Source organism: Rhizobium oryzihabitans (genome assembly GCF_010669145.1).
Taxonomy (GTDB): domain Bacteria; phylum Pseudomonadota; class Alphaproteobacteria; order Rhizobiales; family Rhizobiaceae; genus Agrobacterium; species Agrobacterium oryzihabitans.
Window position 1 is genome coordinate 1,860,992 of record NZ_CP048635.1, and the last position, 22,495, is coordinate 1,883,486.

Annotated in this window: 14 protein-coding genes and 1 pseudogene; 12 read left to right on the forward strand and 3 right to left on the reverse strand. The window is 60.1% G+C overall.

The genetic code is table 11. The features are described from left to right. Window positions 1–6: 6 nt before the first annotated feature. On the reverse strand, window positions 7–1,272 hold the full coding sequence (locus G3A56_RS25115; protein WP_003499460.1) for a sugar ABC transporter substrate-binding protein: 1,266 nt from the start codon (window positions 1,270–1,272) through the stop codon (window positions 7–9). Window positions 1,273–1,517: 245 nt separating this feature from the next. On the opposite strand from G3A56_RS25115, the gene G3A56_RS25120 reads away from it, so the two are divergent. Genes G3A56_RS25120 through G3A56_RS25130 form a run of 3 tightly spaced genes read left to right on the forward strand, consistent with a single transcriptional unit; the run spans window position 1,518 to window position 6,074 of the window. Next, complete coding sequence (locus tag G3A56_RS25120) at window positions 1,518–2,744, forward strand: ROK family transcriptional regulator (protein WP_082184760.1); 1,227 nt, start codon at window positions 1,518–1,520, stop codon at window positions 2,742–2,744. Window positions 2,745–2,763: 19 nt separating this feature from the next. Beyond that, the gene (locus G3A56_RS25125; RefSeq protein ID WP_082184759.1) at window positions 2,764–5,166 is read left to right on the forward strand and encodes a PIG-L family deacetylase; all 2,403 of its coding nucleotides are present in this window, start codon (window positions 2,764–2,766) and stop codon (window positions 5,164–5,166) included. After that, complete coding sequence (locus G3A56_RS25130) at window positions 5,163–6,074, forward strand: DMT family transporter (RefSeq protein WP_082184758.1); 912 nt, start codon at window positions 5,163–5,165, stop codon at window positions 6,072–6,074. Before G3A56_RS25125 ends, G3A56_RS25130 begins: the two co-directional genes overlap by 4 nt. Window positions 6,075–6,086: 12 nt before the next feature. Here the strand turns inward: G3A56_RS25130 and G3A56_RS25135 are convergent, their stop codons facing one another. Continuing rightward, window positions 6,087–6,554 carry a hypothetical protein gene (locus tag G3A56_RS25135; protein ID WP_082184757.1) on the reverse strand — a complete coding sequence of 156 codons (468 nt, stop codon included), beginning with the start codon at window positions 6,552–6,554 and terminating at the stop codon, window positions 6,087–6,089. Between the two features lie 76 nt (window positions 6,555–6,630). Next, on the reverse strand, window positions 6,631–7,524 hold the full coding sequence (locus G3A56_RS25140; protein ID WP_082184756.1) for an AraC family transcriptional regulator: 894 nt from the start codon (window positions 7,522–7,524) through the stop codon (window positions 6,631–6,633). Window positions 7,525–7,721: 197 nt separating this feature from the next. Between G3A56_RS25140 and melA (G3A56_RS25145) the strand changes: the two genes are divergently transcribed. The 9 genes and pseudogenes from melA (G3A56_RS25145) to G3A56_RS25185 all read left to right on the forward strand — a co-directional run bounded on the left by melA (G3A56_RS25145) (window position 7,722) and on the right by G3A56_RS25185 (window position 22,366). Next, window positions 7,722–9,188 carry an alpha-glucosidase/alpha-galactosidase gene (gene melA, locus G3A56_RS25145; RefSeq protein WP_082184755.1) on the forward strand — a complete coding sequence of 489 codons (1,467 nt, stop codon included), beginning with the start codon at window positions 7,722–7,724 and terminating at the stop codon, window positions 9,186–9,188. Between the two features lie 108 nt (window positions 9,189–9,296). Beyond that, on the forward strand, window positions 9,297–11,384 hold the full coding sequence (locus G3A56_RS25150; RefSeq protein ID WP_082184754.1) for an ABC transporter substrate-binding protein: 2,088 nt from the start codon (window positions 9,297–9,299) through the stop codon (window positions 11,382–11,384). Between the two features lie 145 nt (window positions 11,385–11,529). After that, window positions 11,530–12,537, forward strand: a complete 1,008-nt coding sequence (locus G3A56_RS25155; protein WP_003521727.1) for an ABC transporter permease — start codon at window positions 11,530–11,532, stop codon at window positions 12,535–12,537. 1 nt (window position 12,538) lies between these two features. Then, on the forward strand, window positions 12,539–13,675 hold the full coding sequence (locus tag G3A56_RS25160; RefSeq protein WP_082184753.1) for an ABC transporter permease: 1,137 nt from the start codon (window positions 12,539–12,541) through the stop codon (window positions 13,673–13,675). A gap of 12 nt (window positions 13,676–13,687) precedes the next feature. Next, window positions 13,688–15,358, forward strand: a complete 1,671-nt coding sequence (locus G3A56_RS25165; protein ID WP_082184752.1) for an ABC transporter ATP-binding protein — start codon at window positions 13,688–13,690, stop codon at window positions 15,356–15,358. 22 nt (window positions 15,359–15,380) lie between these two features. Next, on the forward strand, window positions 15,381–16,754 hold the full coding sequence (gene melA, locus G3A56_RS25170) for an alpha-glucosidase/alpha-galactosidase (RefSeq protein ID WP_082184751.1): 1,374 nt from the start codon (window positions 15,381–15,383) through the stop codon (window positions 16,752–16,754). Window positions 16,755–17,399: 645 nt separating this feature from the next. Then, on the forward strand, window positions 17,400–18,464 hold the full coding sequence (locus tag G3A56_RS25175; RefSeq protein WP_035224903.1) for an HlyD family secretion protein: 1,065 nt from the start codon (window positions 17,400–17,402) through the stop codon (window positions 18,462–18,464). Window positions 18,465–18,475: 11 nt separating this feature from the next. Further along, on the forward strand, window positions 18,476–21,253 hold the full coding sequence (rbbA, locus tag G3A56_RS25180) for a ribosome-associated ATPase/putative transporter RbbA (RefSeq protein ID WP_082185964.1): 2,778 nt from the start codon (window positions 18,476–18,478) through the stop codon (window positions 21,251–21,253). Then, window positions 21,250–22,366 (forward strand): annotated as a pseudogene (locus G3A56_RS25185) (ABC transporter permease). The gene rbbA and the pseudogene G3A56_RS25185 overlap by 4 nt, the downstream one beginning before the upstream one ends. Window positions 22,367–22,495 lie beyond the last annotated feature (129 nt).

Below are 22,495 nucleotides of genomic sequence, written 5' to 3' on the forward strand. Positions count from 1 at the left end.
TGGGTTTTAGGGTTTGGCCGCGTCGATGATTTCCTGCTCGGCCCCGGCGGCCTGCTTGATGGAGTCTTCGACGGATTGGCCCTCGAGCAAAATCCGGTTCGTCATGTCGATGGCGTTCTGCCGCTGGGCGGCCTCGTCCATGAACAGGGTGGTGTGGGCGTATTCGAGACCCTTCAGGAACGGTGCGTAGACCGGGTCCTTCAGGTTCTCTTCGGTCAGAGCTGCCGCACGCCGTGCCGGCAATTCGCCCACGGTCTTCAGCCAGATCGCCATGGCTTCCGGTGAGGAGATGTAGGCGAGGAATTTCTTCGACGCTTCAAGCTCTTCGCCGCTCGTCTTGGCGCTGATGCCGTTGGCAAAATAGCTGGCATAGTTGGAGCGGATATTCTTGTCATTGGTGGGAAGCTCGGTCACGCCCCACTCGAAGTCCTTGATGGTTCTGAACGATCCCAGCCGGAACGTGCCGTCGATGGTCATACCCGCCTTGCCGGCGCGGAAGGCGGCCTGGCCTTCATCCATGAAGCCCACCTGACCGATCTTCTTTTCAAGCTGCAGGCTGGTGTAGAACTTCAGGGCCTGAACACCCGCCTCGCTGTCATAGGCGACTTTCTGGTCGTTATCGGTGTAGGGCTCGCCGCCATATTGGCGGATGAGAACCTCGCGCCACCATTGGTGGTCCTGGCCACCCATATCGAGTGTGGAGCCTGCGACGGTGAGGTTTCCAGCGGCGTCGTGCTTGGCGATCTTTTCTGCGGCAGCGACGAATTCGTCCAGCGTCTTCGGCGGGTTGGCGGGATCGAGGCCCGCTTCGGTGAAGAGCTTCTTGTTGTAGAAAAGTGCAAGCGAACGAACCGCCGTCGGCAGGCCGTAATAATCGTCGCCGCGCTTCATGGCGCTGACGATCGGGAAGAAATCGCTTTCGATCTTGTCATGCGGGAAAGCGTCGGTCGGCAGCGGCTGCAAGATGCCGCCGGCTGCAAACTTATCCAGCCAGCCGTAAAACAGCTGCATGACGTCAGGGCCCTTGCCGGACATGTTGGCGGCAATGACGCGCGTCTGGTAGTCGGCGTAAGGGAAGGTCACCTGTTTGACGGTAATGTCAGGATTGGCCTTCTGAAACTCCGCAATAAGCTCGTCCATCGCTTTGACGCGTGTGTCGAAGACATATTGCCAATATTCGATTTCAACCGCCTGAGCGGCGTTGAACGCAAATGTGCTGAAGCCGGCGACCAAGCCGGCGAACAAAGTTGCCCTGCGCATGTAAGCCTCCATTTTCCCCGCCCGGTCTTCCGGATGCGGAGTGATCGTTCCCTTTATCCGCGCTTTCGCGCGCTCTCATCGATTTGCCGGCAGCGGGATTTTCCGTGTTCCACCCCCATGCAAGCCTGACCCCCGGTCGCTCTCTACGGTTCTCTGAAGGCGGGCATTTGTCAATAAGATAATTTACTTGAATTATTATATTGCGCTTATCGTCATTTCAACGCTATGAATTTTCTAACGGACGGGAAGTTGAAGAGATGACGGTGCACACGGTGGATGCCTATCCCGTAGCAATCGGAAAAAATCCTGAGCGCAGCCGCGAGCACAACCGGCGAGTCGTCCTCGACATCGTCCGGCGGCACGGATCGCTCGGGCGTGCTCAGATCGCCAAGATCACGCATCTGACACCTCAGGCGGTTGCCAATATCGTCGATGAGCTGGTGGGGGAGGAGCTTCTGAAGGAGCTTGGCCGCCGCCGCACCGGCAGGGGCCAGCCGCCGATCCAGTTTGCCGTCAACCCGGATGGCGGCGCGACGATCGGGGTGGAGATCGCCGCCGACCACATGGTCACCGTCGGCCTCGATCTCGCCGGTGTGCTGCGCACCCATCGTGTCACGCCGCTCAAGGACACGACGCCGGAAGCCATATTCAAGACCTTTGCGGCAGAGCATGCCGCGGTTGCCAAAAATGTCGGTTGCAGGCTGCTCGGCACCGGCGTCGTCATGCCCGGACCTTTCGAGATCGACGGCATGACCTCAGTCGGCCCGACGACGCTCTCCGGCTGGGTGGGTATCGACGCCCGCCAGATGCTGAGCGAGGCCTGCGGCCAACCGGTCGTGGTTGAAAACGATGCGACGGCCGCCGCCGTCGGCGAGCGCCTGTTCGGCGCGGGCCTGGCGATCCCGAATTTCTGCATGATCTATTTTGGTGTCGGCATCGGTCTCGGCATCATTCAGGATGGCTCGCCCTATCGTGGCGCGTTCGGCAATGCCGGCGAAATCGGCCATGTGACCGTCTCGCCGAAGGGAAGGCCTTGCCCTTCCTGCGGGCAAATGGGCTGCCTGGAGGCCTATGCTTCCGTTTATGTGCTCAAGGAAAAGCTCGTCTGCGCCGGTGTGGCGGATACGGAGCTTGACGATCTGGAAGCCCTGTTCAAGGCCAATAATCCGGTGGTGATGGAGTGGATCGACGAGGCCGCCGTCCATCTGGCGCCGATGGTTGCGATGCTCGAGAACATTCTCGATCCACAGACGGTCATTCTCGGTGGAGCGCTGCCGGAAATCATTATCAGCGAGATCATTGCGCGGATGGGGCATCTGCCGACTTCGGTCGCAAGCCGGCGGCAAAGGGAGTTGCCGCGCGTCATCCACGGCAAATCAGGACAGTTGACGGCGGCGCTTGGTGCCGCCGCCCTGCCGCTGTTCGACATCGTCACACCAAAACTTGAGACGTCCTTGGGCGCCGCAGCGCAGGTGCCCGGCTGAATATTGGAGGAGACCACCCATGCTTAACCCCCGGGAGCGCATCGAACGGCAGATGGCCGATCCATGGCTCGTGCGCCTGCATCGCAAACTGAGCGCACTGAAATCTGCTGTCACCGTCATGCACACCGGCGCGCATCCGGATGACGAGCAGAACGGGCTTCTCGCCTATTTCCGGATGGAGCTGGGCATGCGGACCATCATCGCCTGCTCGACGCGCGGCGAGGGCGGGCAGAATGCGCTGGGGCCGGAGCGGCTGGGCGCGCTCGGTGTCATCCGGTCGCGGGAGCTGGAGGAGGCTGCCCGCGTCATCGATGCGGATGTAAGCTGGCTTGGCCATGGCCCGGCGGATATCATTCACGACTTCGGTTTCTCCAAGGATGGTGACCAGACCTTCGGTCGATGGGGGCAGCAGCGCATCGTCGAGCGCTTGGTGCGCGCCTATCGCAAGGAACGGCCCGATATCGTCATCCCCACATTTCTCGATGTGCCGGGACAACATGGACATCACCGCGCCATGACGCGCGCGGCGAAAACCGCGATCACGCTGGCGGCCGATCCTGCCGCTTATCCCGAACATTTCTCCGAGGGGCTGAAACCCTGGAAGGTGGCCAAATATTATCTTCCCGCATGGTCGGGCGGTGGCGACACCTATGATGACGAAGTGCCTCCGCCGGAGACAACGCTGATAGTCAATGCTCCGGGCAAGGAGGAGGCCACCGGTGCGCAATATGACCGTATCGGCGAATGGTCGCGTTATTACCATGCATCGCAGGGAATGGGGCATTGGCCGAAGCGGGCGCAGGAAGTCTGGCCGCTGCATCTTGAGCTCTCCAACGTTGCGGGCGGCGGGGAAAGCTCGATCCTCGACAGGCTGCCGTCGTCGCTGACCGATCTCTCGGATTTTCCCGGGCTAGACGCCGAATCGGCAAAGGCGCTGGTTGAGGCCGAACGGGAAATCATCGACGCAATCGCAGCCTTTCCCGACACGCAGCGGATCACGGCGTCACTTCTTTCGGCGGCAACTCTTTTGCAGAAGGTCGACGAGGCCGCAGCCCAGGATTTCAAGGCGTTGCACGGGCACCGGATCGCGCGCAAACGGGCGCAGGTCGATGCCGCTATCCTGACGGCCCTTGATCTTTTCGAGCGGGCTTATGCCCAGCCGGCAGAGATCGTTCCGGGCGGAACATCCGCTCTTTATGTGGAACTTGCTGACAAGGCGGGTGAATTTCAGGTCGAAGTTACCCCGGTCCTTCCGGCTGGCGTTTCCTCATCCGTTCAGTCGCTTGGCCAGACGCGGGTCTTTTCACTTGTCGCCGATCAGGACGCCACTGTTTCCGGTCTCTATCAGCCCGACTGGAAAGCGTCAGGCGGCAATGGCCATGCCTCGGTGCGCCTTTCCGCAAGGGTCGAAGGCCGGGACGTTTCGGCTAACTTCGATCTGGAGGAGCCGTTTTTCGTAACGCCCGCGCAGTCGCTGACGATCGCGCCCGATGCGCTTCTGGTTCCGCTTGGACAGGGGCAGGACGCCCATGTTTTTCAGGCGCATATAAGGGGTGCCGATGCGCCGCTGTCGTTCAGGAGTGCGGGCGGCTGGAACCTGCGCAAGAGCGGCAGCGACTGGATTGCCGAACGCACCGGCGACGCTACGACGGGCCTTGCCCAGATCGAAGCGACTGTCGGTTCGCAGCCGGCTTTCCAGATCACGCCGATCGCCTATCCGCATATCGGCCGGACGCGGTTTCTCGCACCTTCCGCTCTGAAAATCCTCTCGCTGGACCTCAAACTTCCGGAGGGCGCGCGTGTCGGTTATGTCGGTGGCGGTGCCGACCGGGTCGGGTCATGGCTTTCTCGCATGGGTCTTGATGTCACCGAACTGGATGCGCAGGCGCTTGGCGGTGATCTCTCGTCGTTTACGACGATTGTTGTCGGCATCTTCGCCTTCGGCATCAGAAAGGATCTGGCTGCGGCAACAGAGCGGCTCCACCGATTCGTCGAAGAGGGCGGCCATCTTGTCACGCTCTATCACCGGCCGACGGATGGATGGAACCCGGAGACGACGCCGGTGAGGCGGCTCGAGATCGGCAAACCTTCCCTGCGCTGGCGTGTGACCGACCCGAATGCCGAGGTGACGGTGCTGTTGCCCGATCATCCATTGCTTGTCGGGCCCAACACGATCAGTGCTGCTGACTGGACGGGCTGGGACAAGGAGCGCGGGCTCTATTTCGCCTCGCGCTGGGATGATGTCTATGAGCCCCTGCTTGCCATGCATGATGTCGATGAACAGCCCCTGAAGGGTGCGCTGGTCTCGGCGGCGATTGGCAAGGGCCGGCACACGCATACGAGCCTCGTCCTTCACCACCAGATGGACAAGCTGGTGCCGGGGGCGTTCCGCCTCATGGCAAACCTTGTGCAACCCGCGTGAATGGCCAGAGCCAGAGTGAAAAACAGGAAAACCCGCGCGAAACCGATGCTCGCGCGGGCATCGGCTGGCTATTGCTGGATATGGCCCTCGTTTCGGGCGGAATGACAGCCCTCGTCAAGGCGCAGGGCGTTACCTATCCGGCCTTTCAACTCGTCTTCATCAGGGCGATGATCGGCCTGATCTTCATCCTGCCGCTCATCTGGCGGCACCGGATGGAAATGGTGAACGTCAAATATCCCTGGCGCAATCTTTTCCGAATCTGCTGCAACGCCATTGCACTCACCAGCAACTTCGTCGCCATCACACTGTTGCCGCTCGCCACCGTCAATGCCGTGGGCTTCTCCCGCCCGCTGGTGACGATGGCGATGGCGGTCGCCGTTCTCGGCGAAAGGGTGAGCCGATATCGCTGGGCTGGGGCCTGCCTTGCATTTGTCGGCGTTCTCGTCGTCATCGGACCGGGCGGCGCCGAATTCAACGCAGGCGTGCTCGTCGTCCTCGTCTCGGTGGTGTTCGGTGCTCTTGCGGTGATCCAGACCCGGGCGCTGCGGCAGGAAAACACCACGGTGATGATGGTGTTCTATACGGTTGGCCTTGCCGTCATTACCGCGGTTCCGGCGATCTGGACATGGAAGCCGATCGCGCCGCTCGACTGGGGGCCGCTGCTCGCCATCGGCCTGCTTGCGCAAATGGGGCAATATTGTTTCCTGCGGGCCTATCGCATTGCCGATGCAAGCGTGCTCGCACCCGTCGGCTATCTGTCGATCCTGTTTGTGACGGCTGTGGGATATTTCCTGTTTGACGAGGTGCCCGAGGCCCGCGTCGTCTTCGGCATCGCCATCATTCTCGTCTCTCTGCAGGCAACGGCCTTTGCGGAGTATCTCCTGAAGACGTTGCGCCGCCGACGGTGACAGGTCCCGCAGCTATCTCTGGTGCGCCAGAACCCTGAGGCGGATCCAGTTCAATGCGGCAAGCTTGAAGCGATCATAGAAGGACCGCGCGAAACGCACATATCGCATGATCCATGCGAACCAGGCATAGGTGAGGAGCTTCTCCCGACCCGCGTGATAAATGCGCTCGACAATCAGGAAGGTGGCGAGATGGGCAAGGATCGTCACCGCAACGCCCGTCTTGACGGTACCGTGGGCGATGAGAAGCAGGCCGATGATTTTCATCGGCTCGGCAATGGCAAATGGCACCGCAAGCAGAAGAAGAATGGCAAGGCGCGGCAATCCGCCAATCCGGCTTTCCAGTTTCCTGATGAATGTCAGTCTCGATATGGCCCTGATGATCGGCCGGTAAAGAGGGCGGAAAATGCCGTCGAGGACCAAGGCAAGCACGATGAGCGCTCGAATCGGAAAGATGAGGATCATCCGGATTCTGTTCTTCACCTCAGTCGGTCTCCAAAAAGGGCGTAACGTCATTCATCCTTAATCGCCTGAAACATGGCAAAACGAAGTTGTTTTTTCACGATCTGTTCTGCTGAACGCTCGCATACATGCCGGTGGTGCGAAATTCGCTCGGATTGGTGCCGTAAAGCCTGCGGAAGACCTTGGAGAAGTAGTTCGGATCCTCGAAGCCGCACAGCACGGAAACCTCCTTGATGGGAATGTTGCCGGCCGTGGTGAGAAGCTTCGCCGCCCGCCGCAATCGTCGCTGCAGCACGAATTCCGCCGGCGGCAGGCCTTCGCTTGCCGTGAAGATGCGGGAAAAATGCGCGCGGCTGAGGCCGGCGACGGCGGCGAGGTCACTGACGGAAAGCCGCTCGCCGAGATGGCTGTCTATGTAGCTCAGCACCTGCTGCAGGGTGCGATATTCACCGCCGAAAGAGGGATGCGAGCCGAAAACGTCGTCATAAAGCGTCATCGCCGCCTCATAGGCAACGGCGGAGGCCGCTCCCGGCGTTTCCGCGCCGTTGACGAGACGCGAACAGCAATAAGCGAGATGATCGATGGTTTCCGGCTGAAGCTTGAGGATAGGGCCGGTGACGGAGAGAATATTGCGGTGAATGCGCAGGGCTTCCTCGCCATTCATGGAAATCCAGAAGAATTCCCATTCCTTGCCCTCTTCCAGCCAGTAGCGATGGTTGTGGGGAATGAGCAGCAGCAGGGTTTCACCCGGTTTCACCACATAATGTCGGTTTTCGTAGCGCAGATTGCCCTGTCCGCCGATGCAATATTGCAGCACGGTGAACGGCGTCTGGCCGCGCCTTCGCCCGTCCCAATCATAGTTGCCGCTGCTGCGGATTTCATAGCCGCTGCTGGTGGGCATGGTGTGCAGGGTCTGGCGTCCGCGCGGCAGCGAGACGGTTCGCATGCCGGGTCCCTGATCGATCAAATCACGCAGCACAAAATTACCCATGAAAGCATAATCCTTCTCTGGTCCTGTCTCTTATTATACGCATAATCCCGATCCGAGGAGACAGCCAGCGGGATATTGCTGCTGAAAAATTGGGAGGAAGGCCGGTTTTCCGGGATTCTTACGGGTATTTTTCTGTAGCGCCATTTTATGATCCTTCGGCCCGTTTCACCCGTTCGATTTGCAACAGAGGTGGCGTTATGAGTTTCAAAATCGCTATTATTGGCGCGGGCAGCGTCGGTTTCACGAAAAAACTGTTCACCGATCTCCTGTGCGTGCCGGAGTTTCGCGACATCGAAGTCGCGCTGACGGATATCAGCCAGCACAATCTGGATATGATCAAGGCGATCCTCGAAAAGATCGTTGAGGCCAATGGTTTCCCGGTGAAGGTGACCGCTGATACCGACCGGCGGCGGGCGCTGGAAGGCGCGAAATATATCATCAGCTGCGTGCGGGTCGGCGGGCTGGAAGCCTATGCGGACGACATCCGCATTCCGCTGAAATACGGGATCGATCAGTGCGTGGGCGATACGATCTGCGCCGGCGGCATCCTCTATGGCCAGCGCAACATTCCGGTCATTCTGGATTTCTGCAAGGATATTCGCGAGGTTGCCGCGCCGGGCGCGAAATTCCTAAACTATGCCAACCCCATGGCCATGAACACATGGGCGGCCATCGAATATGGCAAGGTCGATACGGTTGGTCTCTGCCATGGCGTGCAGCACGGTGCCGAACAGATCGCCGAAATTCTCGGTGCGAAAAGCTTGTCCGAACTGGATTACATCTGCTCCGGCATCAACCATCAGACATGGTTCATCGATCTGAGACTGAACGGCCGCAAGATCGGCAAGGAAGAGCTGATTGCCGCCTTCGAGGCGCATCCGGTTTTCTCGCAGCAGGAGAAGCTGCGCATCGATGTGCTGAAGCGTTTCGGCGTCTATTCGACGGAAAGCAACGGCCATCTCTCCGAATATCTGCCGTGGTATCGCAAGCGGCCGGAGGAAATCGCCCGCTGGATCGACATGTCCGACTGGATTCACGGCGAAACCGGCGGTTACCTGCGCCACTCCACCGAGACGCGGAACTGGTTTGAAACGGAGTTTCCGCAGTTCCTGGCGTCCGCCGCCAAGCCGATCGATCCGGAAAAGCGCTCCAACGAACATGCGAGCCACATTCTGGAAGCGCTGGAAACCGGGCGCGTCTATCGCGGTCATTTCAACGTCAGGAACAATGGCGTCATCACCAATCTGCCTTCCGATGCCATCATTGAATCCCCCGGTTTCGTCGACCGTTTCGGCATCAACATGGTCTCGGGCGTGACGCTGCCGGAAGCCTGTGCGGCCACCTGCATGGCCTCCATCAACGTGCAGCGCATGTCGGTGCATGCGGCGGTCAGCGGCGATATCGATCTGCTGAAGCTGGCTGTACTGCACGATCCGCTGGTCGGCGCCGTCGCCACGCCGGAGGAGGTCTGGCAGATGGTGGATGAGATGGTCGTCGCGCAGGCGCGCTGGCTGCCGCAATATGCGGATGCAGTACCGGCGGCGAAGGAGCGGCTTGCGAAATCCAGCGTCAAGACCCGCGACTGGGCCGGTGCCGCCCGCCGCAATGTGCGTTCCATTGAAGAACTGCGCGCCGAAAAATCGGCGCTGAAAAAGGCTGTTTGAAGGAAATGGCATGGGAACAGGCCGGGCGGCGGAAGGGAGTTCGTCGCCACGGCCAGAACGATCACAGAGGGTGGGCGGTCGAAGAGCTGCCATTTGGGAGGAATGACGATGTTACTTCAACGCAGGATCGGTATCATCTCGGCACTGGGTCTCGGTGTTTCGATGATCGCACTCAATGCGAATGCCTTCGAGACCACCACGCCGCCCGAGCCGCCGCAATTTCCGGCCGAAGGCAAGATCAATTATGTGGCGCGCGACTCGATCCTCGAATTCAAGGCGCTGCCTGATTACAGCGAGCCTGACTGGGTCAGCGAGAAATTCGAAAAGACCGGCAAGCTGCCGCCCTTGAAAGAGCGCCTGCCGGAAGAGCCGCTGGTCTACAAGACCGGCAATATGCCCGACGGTATGGGCGTTTACGGCGATACGATGCGCCATGTAGTGGGCGGCAGGCCCGAGGGCTGGAACTATATTGCCGGCCAGAGCCAGGGCTGGGGCGGCATCGATATCGCCCTTTCTGAATGCCTGACGCGCACCGCACCGCTCTTCCAGGTGGATGCCAAGGATACCGAACCGCTGCCCAATCTCGCCAAAAGCTGGGAATGGTCGGAAGACGGCCACAAGCTGACGATGCATCTTGTCAAGGGCGCCAAATGGTCTGATGGCGAGCCCTTCAATGCCGATGACGTGATGTTTTACTGGGAAGATGCCGTCGTCGATCCGAATGTTTCACCGCTTGGCGGCGGCGCATCGCCCGAGGCTTTCGGTGAGGGAACGACGCTGAAGAAGATCGATGATTACACCGTCGAATGGACCTTCAAGGCGGCTTTTCCCAAGCAATATCTCTATACCATGGCCTATCCGAGCTTCTGCCCAGGGCCGTCGCATATCCTGAAACCGCAGCATCCGAAATATTCCAAGAACACCTACAATCAGTTCAAGAACGCTTTCCCGCCGGAATATATGAACATGCCGGTCATGGGGGCATGGGTGCCGGTCGCTTATCGTCCCGATGACATCATCGTGCTGCGACGCAATCCCTATTACTGGAAGGTCGATGAGAAGGGGCAGCAGCTGCCTTATCTCAACGAGGTCCATTACAAGCTTTCCACCTGGGCTGACCGCGATGTGCAGGCCGTGGCGGGATCGGGCGATTTCTCCAACCTCGAACAGCCGGAAAATTTCGTCGCCTCGCTGAAACGCGCCGCCGACCCCAATGCGCCGGCCCGCCTTGCCTTCGGGCCGCGCCTCATCGGCTATAATCTGCAGATGAATTTCTCCGGCAATGGCTGGGGCAATCCGGATGAGCGCGGGCAGGCCATTCGCGAGCTGAACCGCAACGAGGTGTTCCGTCAGGCCGTCACATCGGCCATCGACCGTAAGGCAGTCGGCGACTCGCTGGTGAAGGGGCCGTTCACGGCGATCTATCCGGGTGGCATTTCGTCGGGCACCAGCTTCTATGACCGCGCCTCCACGGTCTATTACCCCTTCAATCTCGAGGCCGCCAAGGCCGCACTCGCCTCGATCGGCCTGAAGGACACGGATGGCGATGGTTTCCTGAATTTCCCGAAGGAAACACTTGGCGGTCGCAATGTCGAAATTACCCTTCTCGTCAATAATGGCTATGCGACGGACAAGAGCCTTGCGGAAGGTCTTGTTGGCCAGATGGCGAAACTCGGCCTGCGCGTCGTCATCAACAGCCTGGATTCCAACCAGCGCGATGCCGCCCATTATGGCGGGCAGTTCGACTGGCTGGTGCGGCGCAACTCCACCGAGCTTTCATCCGTGGTGCAGAATACCGAGCAGCTTGCCCCTGTCGGCCCGCGCACCAGCTGGAACCATCGCTCTCCCGAAGGCAAGGAACTCGATCTGATGCCATTCGAGAAGGAGATGGCCGACATCGTTCGCAAGTTCATCTCCTCGCAGGACAATGCCGAGCGGGCGGAACTGATGAAGCAATATCAGAAGGTCTATACGCAGAACCTCTATACGATCGGTCTCACCGAATATCCCGGCGCGCTGATCGTCAACAAGCGGTTCTCGAATGTGCCGCAGGGCACGCCGATCTTCATGTTCAACTGGGCTGAAGATTCCATCATTCGCGAACGCCTTTGGGTCGCGGCGGATAAGCAGGGCAAATACGAACTCTTCCCGCAGCAGCTTCCCGGCAAGCCGGGTGAGGGCGGGCCGATCAACTAAAGCATTTCCGGTAAAACTGGACCCCGGTTTTCTGTCCGGAAATGCGAATACCTTGAAGTACTCCTCCCGGAGAACACCCGGTACCGGTCGCGCGTGAAGCGCGGCCGGAGACACACGGCCAATCCAAACCGAGGAAGACCGTTCGATGCTGAGATTTCTGACGATACGTGTAGCATCCGCCATTCCGGTGCTGTTGATCCTGAGCGTGGTAACCTTCGCCATCATTCAGGCGCCGCCCGGCGATTATGCCGATTACATCCGCTCGCAGCTGATGAACCAGGGCGGTGCGTCCTTCGAACAGGCGGAAGCGCAGGCGCAGGCCTACCGCATCGAACACGGCCTCGATAAGCCGCTCGTCATTCAATATTTCAACTGGATCGGCGGCATCGTCACCCGTGGCGATTTCGGTTACAGCTTCTATTACAACAAGCCGGTCGCCGATGTGGTTGGCGAACGCCTGCCGCGCACCATTGCGCTGGCGCTGGTCTGCCACATCTTTGCATCCGTTCTCGGCATCGCCTTCGGCATCTGGGCGGCCACACGGCAATATTCCTGGGTCGACAATCTTCTGTCGACCATCGCCTTCCTCGGCATGACGATCCCGCGTTTCCTGATGGCGCTGATCCTCGTCTATCTCATGGTGTTTCATTTCGACGTGTCTGAGATCGGCAGTTTCTTCTCGCCGCAATATGGCGGCGCGCCGTGGTCGTGGGGCAAATTCGTCGATCTTGTCAGCCACGTCTGGCCGGTGGTCGCCATCGCCGTCTTCGGTGGGCTGGCCTATAATATGCGGGTGATGCGCGGCAATCTGCTCGATACGCTGAATGCGCAATATGTCGAGACGGCCCGCGCCAAGGGCCTTTCGGAAGGTGCGGTCATCATGCGCCATGCGGTGCCGAACGCCGTGCACCCGCTCGTCATGTATCAGGGCGTCGTGTTGCCCTACATGCTGAGCGGCGAGATCGAAACCGCGATCATCTTCGCGCTGCCGACCGTCGGCCCGGCCATTGTCGGCTCCATGGCGGTGGGCGATGTCTATGTCACCGCGACCTTCATGATGGTGCTGGCCGCCACGCTGATCGTCGGCAACATCATCGCCGACATGCTGCTCGCCATGCTCGACCCACGCGTCCGCGAATTCGGGAGGGCCTGAGATGATGGCGTTTGACGAGATGAAGACCGAAACCGCCGCCCCCGCAAAACCCGACCGTTCTGCCCATGGCAATGAGAGTTATCTCGCACTTGTCTGGCGTCGTCTCCGGCGCTCGTTCACCGGTATGGTCGGACTGGTGCTGGTGGTCCTGCTGATCCTCATTGCCATCTTCGCGGATTTCTTCGCGCCGATGAATCCGCTCGAAACCCATGGCAGCTTCTCGCCGCCGCAGGTGGTGCGCTTCAGCGACAAAGACGGCAATGTCAGCCTTTTGCCACGGGTCTACGCCACCGCCGAGACCGAAGAGCTCGATCCGATCACCTTCCAGCCCATCGTCGGGCCGGACTATGACAATCCGGTTTATCTCGGCTTTTTCGTCAAAGGTGCGGAATACAGGCTTTTGGGTCTCATCCCGATGAGCCGGCATTTCTTCGGCTCGACGGACGGCCAGCCGGTGCATTTTCTCGGCACCGACAAGTTCGGACGCGACGTGCTGTCGCGCGCCATCTATGGCTCGCGCATCTCGCTTGCCATTGCCTTGAGCGTCGTCGCCATCGTCACCGTCATCGGCACCAGCGTCGGGCTGATGTCAGGCTATTTCGGCGGGCCGCTGGATGCCTGGGTGCAGCGTTTCGTTGAAGTGGTTCTGGCTTTCCCGCAATTGCCGCTTTACCTCGCACTGACCTCGCTCATTCCGGTAACCGCACCCACTACCGTGTTCCTCGTCTTCGTCGTCGGCGTCATGTCGGCGCTCGGCTGGGCGCAGATGTCACGCGAGGTGCGCGGCAAGACGCTGGCGCTGGCGCGTATCGATTATGTGCGGGCGGCGATTGCCGTCGGGGCCACGGACCGGCGCATCATCTTCCAGCACATCCTGCCAAATGTGATGAGCCATGTGATCGTCGCCGTGACGCTGCATATTCCGAGCGTCGTGCTGCTCGAATCCTTCCTCGGTTTCCTCGGCTTTGCGGTCAAGCCGCCGCTCATCTCTTGGGGGCTGATGCTGCAGGATACCGCGACCTATTCCGTCATCGGTTCCTATCCCTGGATTCTCGCACCTGTTGGTTTCGTGCTGGTCACGGTCTTCGCCTTCAACGCGCTCGGCGATGGCCTGCGCGATGCCGTTGATCCCTATTGAGAGGAGCGTAACATGGTTGCTGCTGCACAGAACAACACTTACGCGCCCGCCATCCGCTTTGACGCCGATGACCGAAACGACGACGCCATCATCGATGCGCGCAACATCGCCGTGACCTTTAAGGTGGAGCACGGAACGGTGGAGGCGGTGAAGGACATCTCCTTCCAGCTTTATCGCGGCGAGACGATTGCCATCGTTGGCGAATCCGGTTCGGGAAAATCCGTCACGGCCCGCACCATCATGGGGTTGTTGACGAAGCGGGCGTCCGTTTCGAAATCCGCGACCGTGCGTTTCAACGGCGACGACATTCTGAAGTTTTCGAGCCGCCAGCGGCGGGCGCTACGCGGCAACCGCATCTCGATGATCTTTCAGGAGCCGATGAGTTCATTGAACCCGATCTATACGATCGGCAGCCAGATCGTCGAGGCGATCCGCGTTCACTCGAAACTCAGCCGGAAAGAGGCCGAGGCGAGGGCGCTCGATCTGCTGCGGCAGGTGCAGATACCCGAACCGGAAGCGCGGCTGAAGCAATATCCGCACCAGCTGTCCGGCGGCCAGCGGCAGCGTGTGATGATCGCCATGGCGCTTTCCAACGATCCGGATGTGCTGATTGCCGATGAGCCAACCACCGCGCTCGATGTGACGGTGCAGGCGCAGATCCTCAACCTCATCCGCGATCTTCAGAAGAAGCGCGGCATGGCCGTGGTTCTCATCACCCATGACCTGACGATCGTGAAGCAGTTTTCCGATTATGTTTATGTCATGCAGCATGGCGAGATGCGCGAGCACAACACGACTGAGCGGCTGTTTGCGGCGCCGAACCATCCCTATACAAAAAAGCTGCTGGCTTCAGAGCCGCATGGCACGGCCAAACCGCTGCCGGAAAATTCCGGCGTGCTGCTGACGGCGAACGGCGTGCGGGTTTCCTTCATGATGCGCTACGGCGGCCTGTTCAAGCCCGAACTGAAGGAACTGATCGCCGTCGACAGTCTGGGGCTCACCCTCAATCGGCACGAGACGCTGGGGCTCGTCGGCGAATCCGGTTCCGGCAAGACGACCTTCGGACAATCCCTGTTGCGGCTGAACGAGCCGGTGGCCGGTGAGGTGATCTTTGATGGCGAGAGGGTCGATGGCCGGTCCCGATCTCAAATGCGGCCCCTGCGTTCGCGCATGCAGATCGTTTTTCAGGATCCTTTCGCCTCGCTCAACCCACGCATGACCATCGGCCAGATCATCGAGGAAGGGCTTGTCATCAACGGGCTGGGCAGGACCAAGGCCGAAAGGCTGGAGCGGGTGCGCGACGCGCTGGAGGCGGCCGGCATGCCCGGCAACATCCTCTCACGGTTCCCGCATGAATTTTCCGGCGGCCAGCGCCAGCGTATCGCCATTGCGCGTGCGGTGGCGCTGGAGCCGGAATTCATTCTGCTCGATGAGCCGACGTCCGCGCTCGACCTTTCCGTTCAAGCGCAGATCATCGACCTGCTCCGCAAGCTGCAGGACGAGCGGGGCTTAAGCTACCTGTTCATCTCGCACGACCTGAAGGTCGTTCGCGCGCTCTGCCACCGCGTCATCGTCATGCAGCGCGGCAAGATCGTTGAGGAAGGCCCCGTCGAGGAGGTACTGACCCGCCCGAAAACCGAATATACTCAGCGGCTTGTACGAGCCGCCTTCGAAATCGCTTGAATGCCAAATGCCGGAGGTAGAAATGGCAAGAGATCCCAAGATCACATTTATCGGCGCAGGTTCCACGGTGTTCATGAAGAACATCATCGGTGACGTGCTGCAACGGCCGGCCCTTTCGGGCGCCACCATCGCGCTGATGGACATCAACCGGGAAAGGCTGGAGGAAAGCGCCATCGTCGTCAACAAGCTGATTTCGACGCTCGGGGCAAAGGCGAAAGCCGAGACTTATACCGACCAGAAGAAGGCGCTGACGGGTGCCGATTTTGTCGTCGTCGCCTTCCAGATCGGCGGTTATGAGCCCTGCACGGTCACCGATTTCGAGGTGCCGCGCAAATATGGCCTGCGCCAGACCATTGCCGATACGCTCGGTGTCGGCGGCATCATGCGCGGCCTGCGGACCGTGCCGCATTTGTGGAAGATCTGCGAAGACATACTCGCCGTCTGCCCCAACGCGATCATGTTGCAATATGTCAACCCGATGGCGATCAACACCTGGGCGATTGCGGAGAAATACCCGACGATCCGCCAAGTTGGCCTTTGCCATTCGGTGCAGGGCACGGCCATGGAACTCGCCCACGATCTCGACATTCCCTACGAGGAAATCCGTTATCGTTCGGCCGGCATCAACCACATGGCGTTTTTCCTGGAGTTCGAGCACCGCCAGCCGGATGGCAGCTACAGGAACCTCTATCCCGATCTCGTGCGCGGCTATCGCGAAGGCCGTGCGCCGAAGCCCGGCTGGAACCCGCGTTGCCCCAACAAGGTGCGTTACGAGATGCTGACGCGGCTTGGTTATTTCGTCACCGAAAGCTCCGAGCATTTCGCCGAATATACGCCCTATTTCATCAAGGAAGGGCGCGAGGATTTGATCGAGAAATTCGGCATTCCGCTTGATGAATATCCCAAGCGCTGCATCGAGCAGATCGAGCGCTGGAAGGGGCAGGCGGCGGCCTATCGTTCGGCCGAGAAGATCGAGGTCAAGCAATCGAAGGAATATGCCTCTTCGATCATCAACTCGGTCTGGACCGGCGAACCCTCGGTGATTTACGGCAACCAGCGCAACAATGGCTGCATCACCTCGCTGCCGGCCAATTGTGCGGCGGAAGTGCCGTGCCTTGTCGATCATAACGGCGTGCAGCCCACCTATATCGGCGAGTTGCCGCCGCAGCTCACCGCGCTGATGCGCACCAACATCAATGTGCAGGAACTGACGGTGCGGGCGCTGATGACCGAAAACCGCGAGCACATCTTCCACGCGGCGATGATGGACCCGCATACGGCGGCGGAACTCGACCTCGACCAGATCTGGTCGCTGGTCGACGATCTCCTCGTCGCGCATCGTGACTGGCTGCCGGAATGGACGCAGGTGGAGGTGAAGCGGGCGCGGGCGGTTTAAGGCTCTATCGCTAAGACAATACGAGGCCGCGGTTTCACCCTGCGGCCTCTGACTATTTAAGGTGAGCCGTTCCTCCGTCATGCCGGACTAGATCCGGCATCCAGCCACGGCGCGTCTGCGCCGTGAAAGGACTCTCTCGCGATCAAAGACTTGATCGCGCTAGACCCCGGATCAAGTCCGGGGTGACGGGCTGCGGATGATGCGGCTTTGCCAAACGAGGCCGTTTCATCGGGCTTTGCAACCCCTGCGGTCTGCCTTCGGACTTGTCGCAGAGGCCCTAAACACACTCGCCGTCATCCTCGGGCTTGACCCGAGGATCCATCGTCGCGCCGGGTTGTGGATCCTCGGGTCAAGCCCGAGGATGACGGCGAGTGTGGTGTTAGCAACCTCTGGGCAGTCGCGACAACAGCAGCAAAACCTCTGACGAGCGAAATTGCGCCCTCCCAGCTTCCTGTACGAAACATCCTTGGGTCATTTGACTTGTGTCAAGGCCACAAAACACCTCGACGCCTAAACAGCCGCATGACCCGGCCCATTTCCTCAAACAGAAGAAATGCCGGGTGCGAATTCTGAACGCGATGGTGGCTGGCTTCTTCGGTTTTTACGTATTACGGTTGAAACCTGAAGGGTTCATGGGGAAGACGGATGTCTAAAAAAGGCTTGCTCATTGGTCTGGTGGTTCTGGCTGTTGCCGTTGCCGCCTATTTCTTCTGGTCGAAGCTGACGGGGGAGGGACTTCCCGCCGGGTTCGTGGCCAGTAACGGCCGGATCGAGGCGGTGGAGATCGATATTTCCACGAAAACAGCGGGTCGCCTTCAGGATATCATGGTGCGCGAAGGCGACTTCGTGAAGGCCGGGCAGGTGCTGGCGCAGATGGACACGGCCCAGCTGGAAGCCAAGAAGCGCCAGGCGGAAGCACAGCTTCGCCGCGCAAAAATAGCGATCGATACCGCCAACAGCCTCGTTGCCCAGCGGGAGGCGGAAAAAACATCCGCTCTGGCGGTGGTGGAACAGCGCAAGGCGCAGCTCGATTCCGCCTCCAAGACCAATGCACGTTCGAAACAGCTGCTGACCGGCAATGCGGTGTCGCAGCAGATCGTCGACGACAGCGAAGCGGCCGAGCTATCCGCCCGCGCTACGCTTGCCTCGGCTGAGGCCTCGCTTGCCGCTTCGGATGCCGCCATCAACGCCGCCAGGGCGCAGATCGTCGACGCAGAAGCAGCGGTCGATGCAGCCCAGGCCGATATTGAGAGCATCGAGACTGACATCACCGATGCGACGCTGAAATCGCCGCGCGACGGCCGCGTGCAATATCGCATCGCCCAGCCCGGAGAGGTGCTTTCTGCCGGCGGCCGCGTTCTTAACCTCGTCGATCTCGGCGACGTCTACATGACGTTCTTCCTCCCGACGGCGGAGGCCGGTCGCACATCGATGGGGTCCGACGTGCGCCTCATCCTCGATGCCGCGCCGCAATACACCATTCCGGCCAAGGTTTCCTTCGTGGCCGATGTCGCGCAATTCACCCCGAAAACGGTCGAGACCGAGGAAGAGCGCCAGAAGCTGACCTTCCGGGTGCGGGCGCAGATCCCGCAGGAACTGCTGCAGAAATACATTCAATATGTCAAAACCGGCCTGCCCGGCATGGCCTATGTCCGGCTTGATCCGCAGGCCGCCTGGCCGGAAAATCTCGAACGTAACCTCGTCAAGTGACGGTGGCCGCCATGGGCACACCCGCCGCGATGAACAGTGAAAACGACAGGAACGCGCCGGTTGCGCGGCTGGTGGATGTGCGGCTGGCCTTCGGCAGCACGGTCGCTCTGGCCGACATATCGGTTGAAATTCCGTCCGGGCGGATGATCGGGCTTATCGGGCCTGACGGTGTCGGTAAATCCAGCCTCCTGTCGCTTGTGTCCGGTGCGCGGGCCATACAGAAGGGAAAGGTGGAGGTTCTGGGCGGCGATATGTCCGATCCGCGCCACCGCGAGGATACCTGCCCGCGCATCGCCTATATGCCGCAGGGCCTTGGCAAGAACCTTTATCCCACCCTGTCCGTGTTCGAGAATATCGACTTTTTCGGGCGGCTGTTCGGGCAGGGCGGCAGGGAGCGGCAGGCGCGCATTGCCGAACTGCTGAAAAGCACCGGCCTCGAGCCCTTTGCCGACCGTCCGGCAATGAAGCTTTCGGGCGGCATGAAGCAGAAGCTCGGGCTCTGCTGCGCGCTGATCCACGACCCGGACCTGCTCATTCTCGATGAGCCGACGACGGGTGTCGATCCGCTGTCGCGCCGGCAGTTCTGGGAACTGATCGATTCGATCCGGGCCGGGCGTCCGGGCATGAGCGTCATCGTCGCCACCGCCTATATGGAGGAAGCCGCCGGTTTCGACTGGCTGGTTGCCATGGATGGCGGAAAAATTCTGGCAACGGGGTCGCCTGCCGAGCTTCTGGAGCGCACCTCGGCTGCAAATCTCGATGCCGCCTTCATCGCGCTTCTTCCGGAAGAAAAGCGCAAGGGTTACCACGAGGTACACATCGCGCCGCGCAAGGTGAGTGATGATGGCGATTATGCCATCGAGGCGTCCCATCTCAGCATGCGTTTCGGCGACTTCACCGCCGTCGACAATGTCAGCTTCAAGATTCCGCGCGGCGAGATTTTCGGCTTTCTCGGCTCGAACGGCTGCGGAAAATCCACGACCATGAAGATGCTGACCGGGCTTCTGGCCGCCAGCGAAGGCGAGGCGAAGCTCTTCGGGCACAAGGTGGATGCCAGCGACATGGCCATCCGCCACCGCGTCGGTTACATGAGCCAGGCCTTTTCGCTGTATTCCGAACTGACCGTGCGCCAGAACCTCGATCTTCACGCGCGGCTGTTCAAGCTGCCGGAAGAGAAAATTCAGCCGCGCATCGCCGAGATGGCGGGGCGTTTCGATCTTGGCGCTGTCATGGAGACCCTGCCGGACGACCTGCCGCTTGGCATCCGGCAAAGACTGTCGCTGGCGGTGGCGATGATCCACTCGCCTGACATTCTCATCCTCGACGAGCCGACCTCCGGTGTCGACCCGGTGGCGCGGGACGGGTTCTGGCAGATCCTTGCCGATCTCTCCCGCAACGATAATGTCACGATTTTCATCTCCACCCATTTCATGAACGAGGCGGAGCGCTGTGACCGGATTTCGCTGATGCATGCCGGCAAGGTTCTGATCAGCGATACGCCTGATGCGATTACCAGAAGCCGGAATGCGGCAACGCTGGAAGAGGCTTTCGTCGCCTATCTCGAAGATGCGTCCGGCGTGAAAAAGGCGGAACCGGCGGCGGTGCCGGTCGCTAAAGCGGATGTGCCTGTGACGCCACATGCAGCGCCCGCCCGCAAACGGTTTTTCGATGTCAGGCGCATGTTCAGCTATACGCGCCGCGAGGCGCTGGAACTGCAGCGAGACCCCATTCGCGGCACGCTGGCGGTGCTTGGCAGCGTCATCCTGATGTTCGTGATCGGTTACGGCATCAATCTGGATGTCGAGGATCTGACCTTTGCGGTGCTGGACCGTGACGATTCCACCATCAGCCGCGATTATGTGCTGGATATAGCCGGTTCCCGTTATTTCCTCGAAAAGGAACCGATCCGCGACTATGCCGATATGGACCGGCGCATGCGCGATGGCGAACTGAGCCTCGCCATTGAAATTCCCCCCGGTTTCGGCCGCGATGTGCTGCGCGGCAAGACGGTGGAGGTGGGCGCCTGGATCGATGGCGCCATGCCGCAGCGGGCCGAGACGGTGCGCGGTTACGTGCAGGGCATGCACCAGACATGGCTGGCGAGGAAGGCGGCCGAGATTTATGGCAGTGCGGCGACGCAGAACAGCTTCAGCATCGAAACGCGCTATCGATATAACCCTGATGTCAAAAGCCTTGTCGCCATGGTGCCGGCGGTCATTCCGCTGCTGCTCATGCTCATTCCCGCCATGCTGGCGGCACTCAGCGTCGTCCGGGAGAAAGAACTCGGCTCCATCGTCAATCTTTACGTGACGCCGACCACACGGCTGGAATTCCTGATCGGCAAGCAGCTACCCTATGTCGCACTTGGCATGCTCAATTTCCTGCTGCTGACGGCATTCGCCATCTTCATCTTCCGGGTGCCGTTTACGGGAAGTTATCTTGCTTACGCAACGGGAGCCTTGCTCTTCGTCATCATCGCCACCTCGATCGGCCTCGTCATGTCGTCCTTCATGAAGAGCCAGATTGCCGCGATCTTCGGTACGGCCCTGTTGACGCTCATTCCGGCGACGCAATATTCGGGCATGATTGATCCCGTCTCGTCGCTGCAGGGAGCGGGCGCCTTTATCGGAAACATCTATCCCGCCACCTATTTCATGACGATTTCGCGCGGGACTTTTTCGAAGGGGCTGGATTTCGCCGGCCTTTCCGGCTCTTTCCTGCCGCTCATCATCGCCATTCCGCTGCTGCTCATCGCCGGCGCCGCTCTCTTGAGGAAACAGGCGTCATGAGGTTGTTTTCGTCCAACATCTTCCAGCTCGGCATCAAGGAACTGCGCGGCCTTGCGCGTGACGGCATGTTGCTGCTGCTCATCGTCTATGCCTTCACGCTGCAGATCTATACCGGCTCCAGCGCGCTGCCTGAGACGCTGAACAATGCCGCCATCGCGATTGTCGATGAGGATCAGTCGCCGCTTTCGGGCCGCATCAGCACGGCGTTTTATCCGCCCTATTTTGCGCCGCCAAAGCAGATTTCCATTGCTGAAATGGACAAGCGCATGGATGCGGGGCTCGACACTTTCGCGCTCAACATTCCGCCGGATTTCCAGCGCCGCCTCATGGCGGGACAGCAGCCGGCCATTCAGCTCAACATCGACGCCACCCGCATGAGCCAGGCTTTCAGCGGCGGCGGATATGTCCAGACCATCGTGACCAGCGAAATCCAGGAATATATGAACCGCTACCGTGGTGCGACCTCGGTGCCGGTGGACCTGACGCTGCGTTCCCGTTTCAACCCGGAACTGGACAAATCGTGGTTCGGATCGATCAATAACATCATCACCGCCATCACCATGCTCTCCATCGTGCTGACGGGGCGGCGCTCATTCGCGAGCGTGAGCATGGCACGGTCGAGCATCTGCTGGTGATGCCGGTGACGCCGCTGGAGATAATGCTGAGCAAGGTCTGGTCCATGGGCCTCGTGGTGCTGGTGGCCTCGGCATTTTCGCTGTTCGTCGTCGTCAGGGGCTGCTTGCCATTCCGATTGAAGGCTCGCTCTCGCTTTTCCTGCTTGGGACCGCCCTGCAACTCTTTGCCATGACCTCGATGGGCATATTTCTGGCGACGGTTGCCGGTTCCATGCCGCAGTTCGGCATGCTGCTGATCCTGTTTCTACTGCCGTTGCAGGTGCTTTCCGGCGCCATGACGCCGCGCGAAAGCATGCCTGATATCATCCAGTACATCATGCTTCTGGCACCCAACACGCATTTCGTCATCCTGGCGCAATCGGTGCTTTTCCGTGGGGCGGGGCTGGATGTCGTCTGGCCGCAATTGCTGGCCCTCCTGGCCATCGGCTCGGCGCTCTTCGTTTTTGCGCTTCGCCGCTTCCGGCGTTTCCTGCGCTGACACCGGGGAAAATGCCTGTTTCCCGGCCATTCCGACCCTGTTGAATTAATTGTGTTCGGTAACGGTATGTTCGCCTTCCGGGAATATGCCTATGAGGACGGCTGGGTAAAGCGGGCTTTGTTCAGGAGT

Bases quoted from the DNA above. Each gene is read 5' to 3' on its own strand.
- G3A56_RS25115 (WP_003499460.1), bottom strand. From the start codon at position 1,272: ATGGAGGCTTACATGCGCAGGGCAACTTTGTTCGCCGGCTTGGTCGCC.
- G3A56_RS25120 (WP_082184760.1), top strand. From the start codon at position 1,518: ATGACGGTGCACACGGTGGATGCCTATCCCGTAGCAATCGGAAAAAAT.
- G3A56_RS25125 (WP_082184759.1), top strand. From the start codon at position 2,764: ATGCTTAACCCCCGGGAGCGCATCGAACGGCAGATGGCCGATCCATGG.
- G3A56_RS25140 (WP_082184756.1), bottom strand. From the start codon at position 7,524: ATGGGTAATTTTGTGCTGCGTGATTTGATCGATCAGGGACCCGGCATG.
- melA (WP_082184755.1), top strand. From the start codon at position 7,722: ATGAGTTTCAAAATCGCTATTATTGGCGCGGGCAGCGTCGGTTTCACG.
- G3A56_RS25150 (WP_082184754.1), top strand. From the start codon at position 9,297: ATGTTACTTCAACGCAGGATCGGTATCATCTCGGCACTGGGTCTCGGT.
- G3A56_RS25155 (WP_003521727.1), top strand. From the start codon at position 11,530: ATGCTGAGATTTCTGACGATACGTGTAGCATCCGCCATTCCGGTGCTG.
- G3A56_RS25160 (WP_082184753.1), top strand. From the start codon at position 12,539: ATGATGGCGTTTGACGAGATGAAGACCGAAACCGCCGCCCCCGCAAAA.
- G3A56_RS25165 (WP_082184752.1), top strand. From the start codon at position 13,688: ATGGTTGCTGCTGCACAGAACAACACTTACGCGCCCGCCATCCGCTTT.
- melA (WP_082184751.1), top strand. From the start codon at position 15,381: ATGGCAAGAGATCCCAAGATCACATTTATCGGCGCAGGTTCCACGGTG.
- G3A56_RS25175 (WP_035224903.1), top strand. From the start codon at position 17,400: ATGTCTAAAAAAGGCTTGCTCATTGGTCTGGTGGTTCTGGCTGTTGCC.
- rbbA (WP_082185964.1), top strand. From the start codon at position 18,476: ATGGGCACACCCGCCGCGATGAACAGTGAAAACGACAGGAACGCGCCG.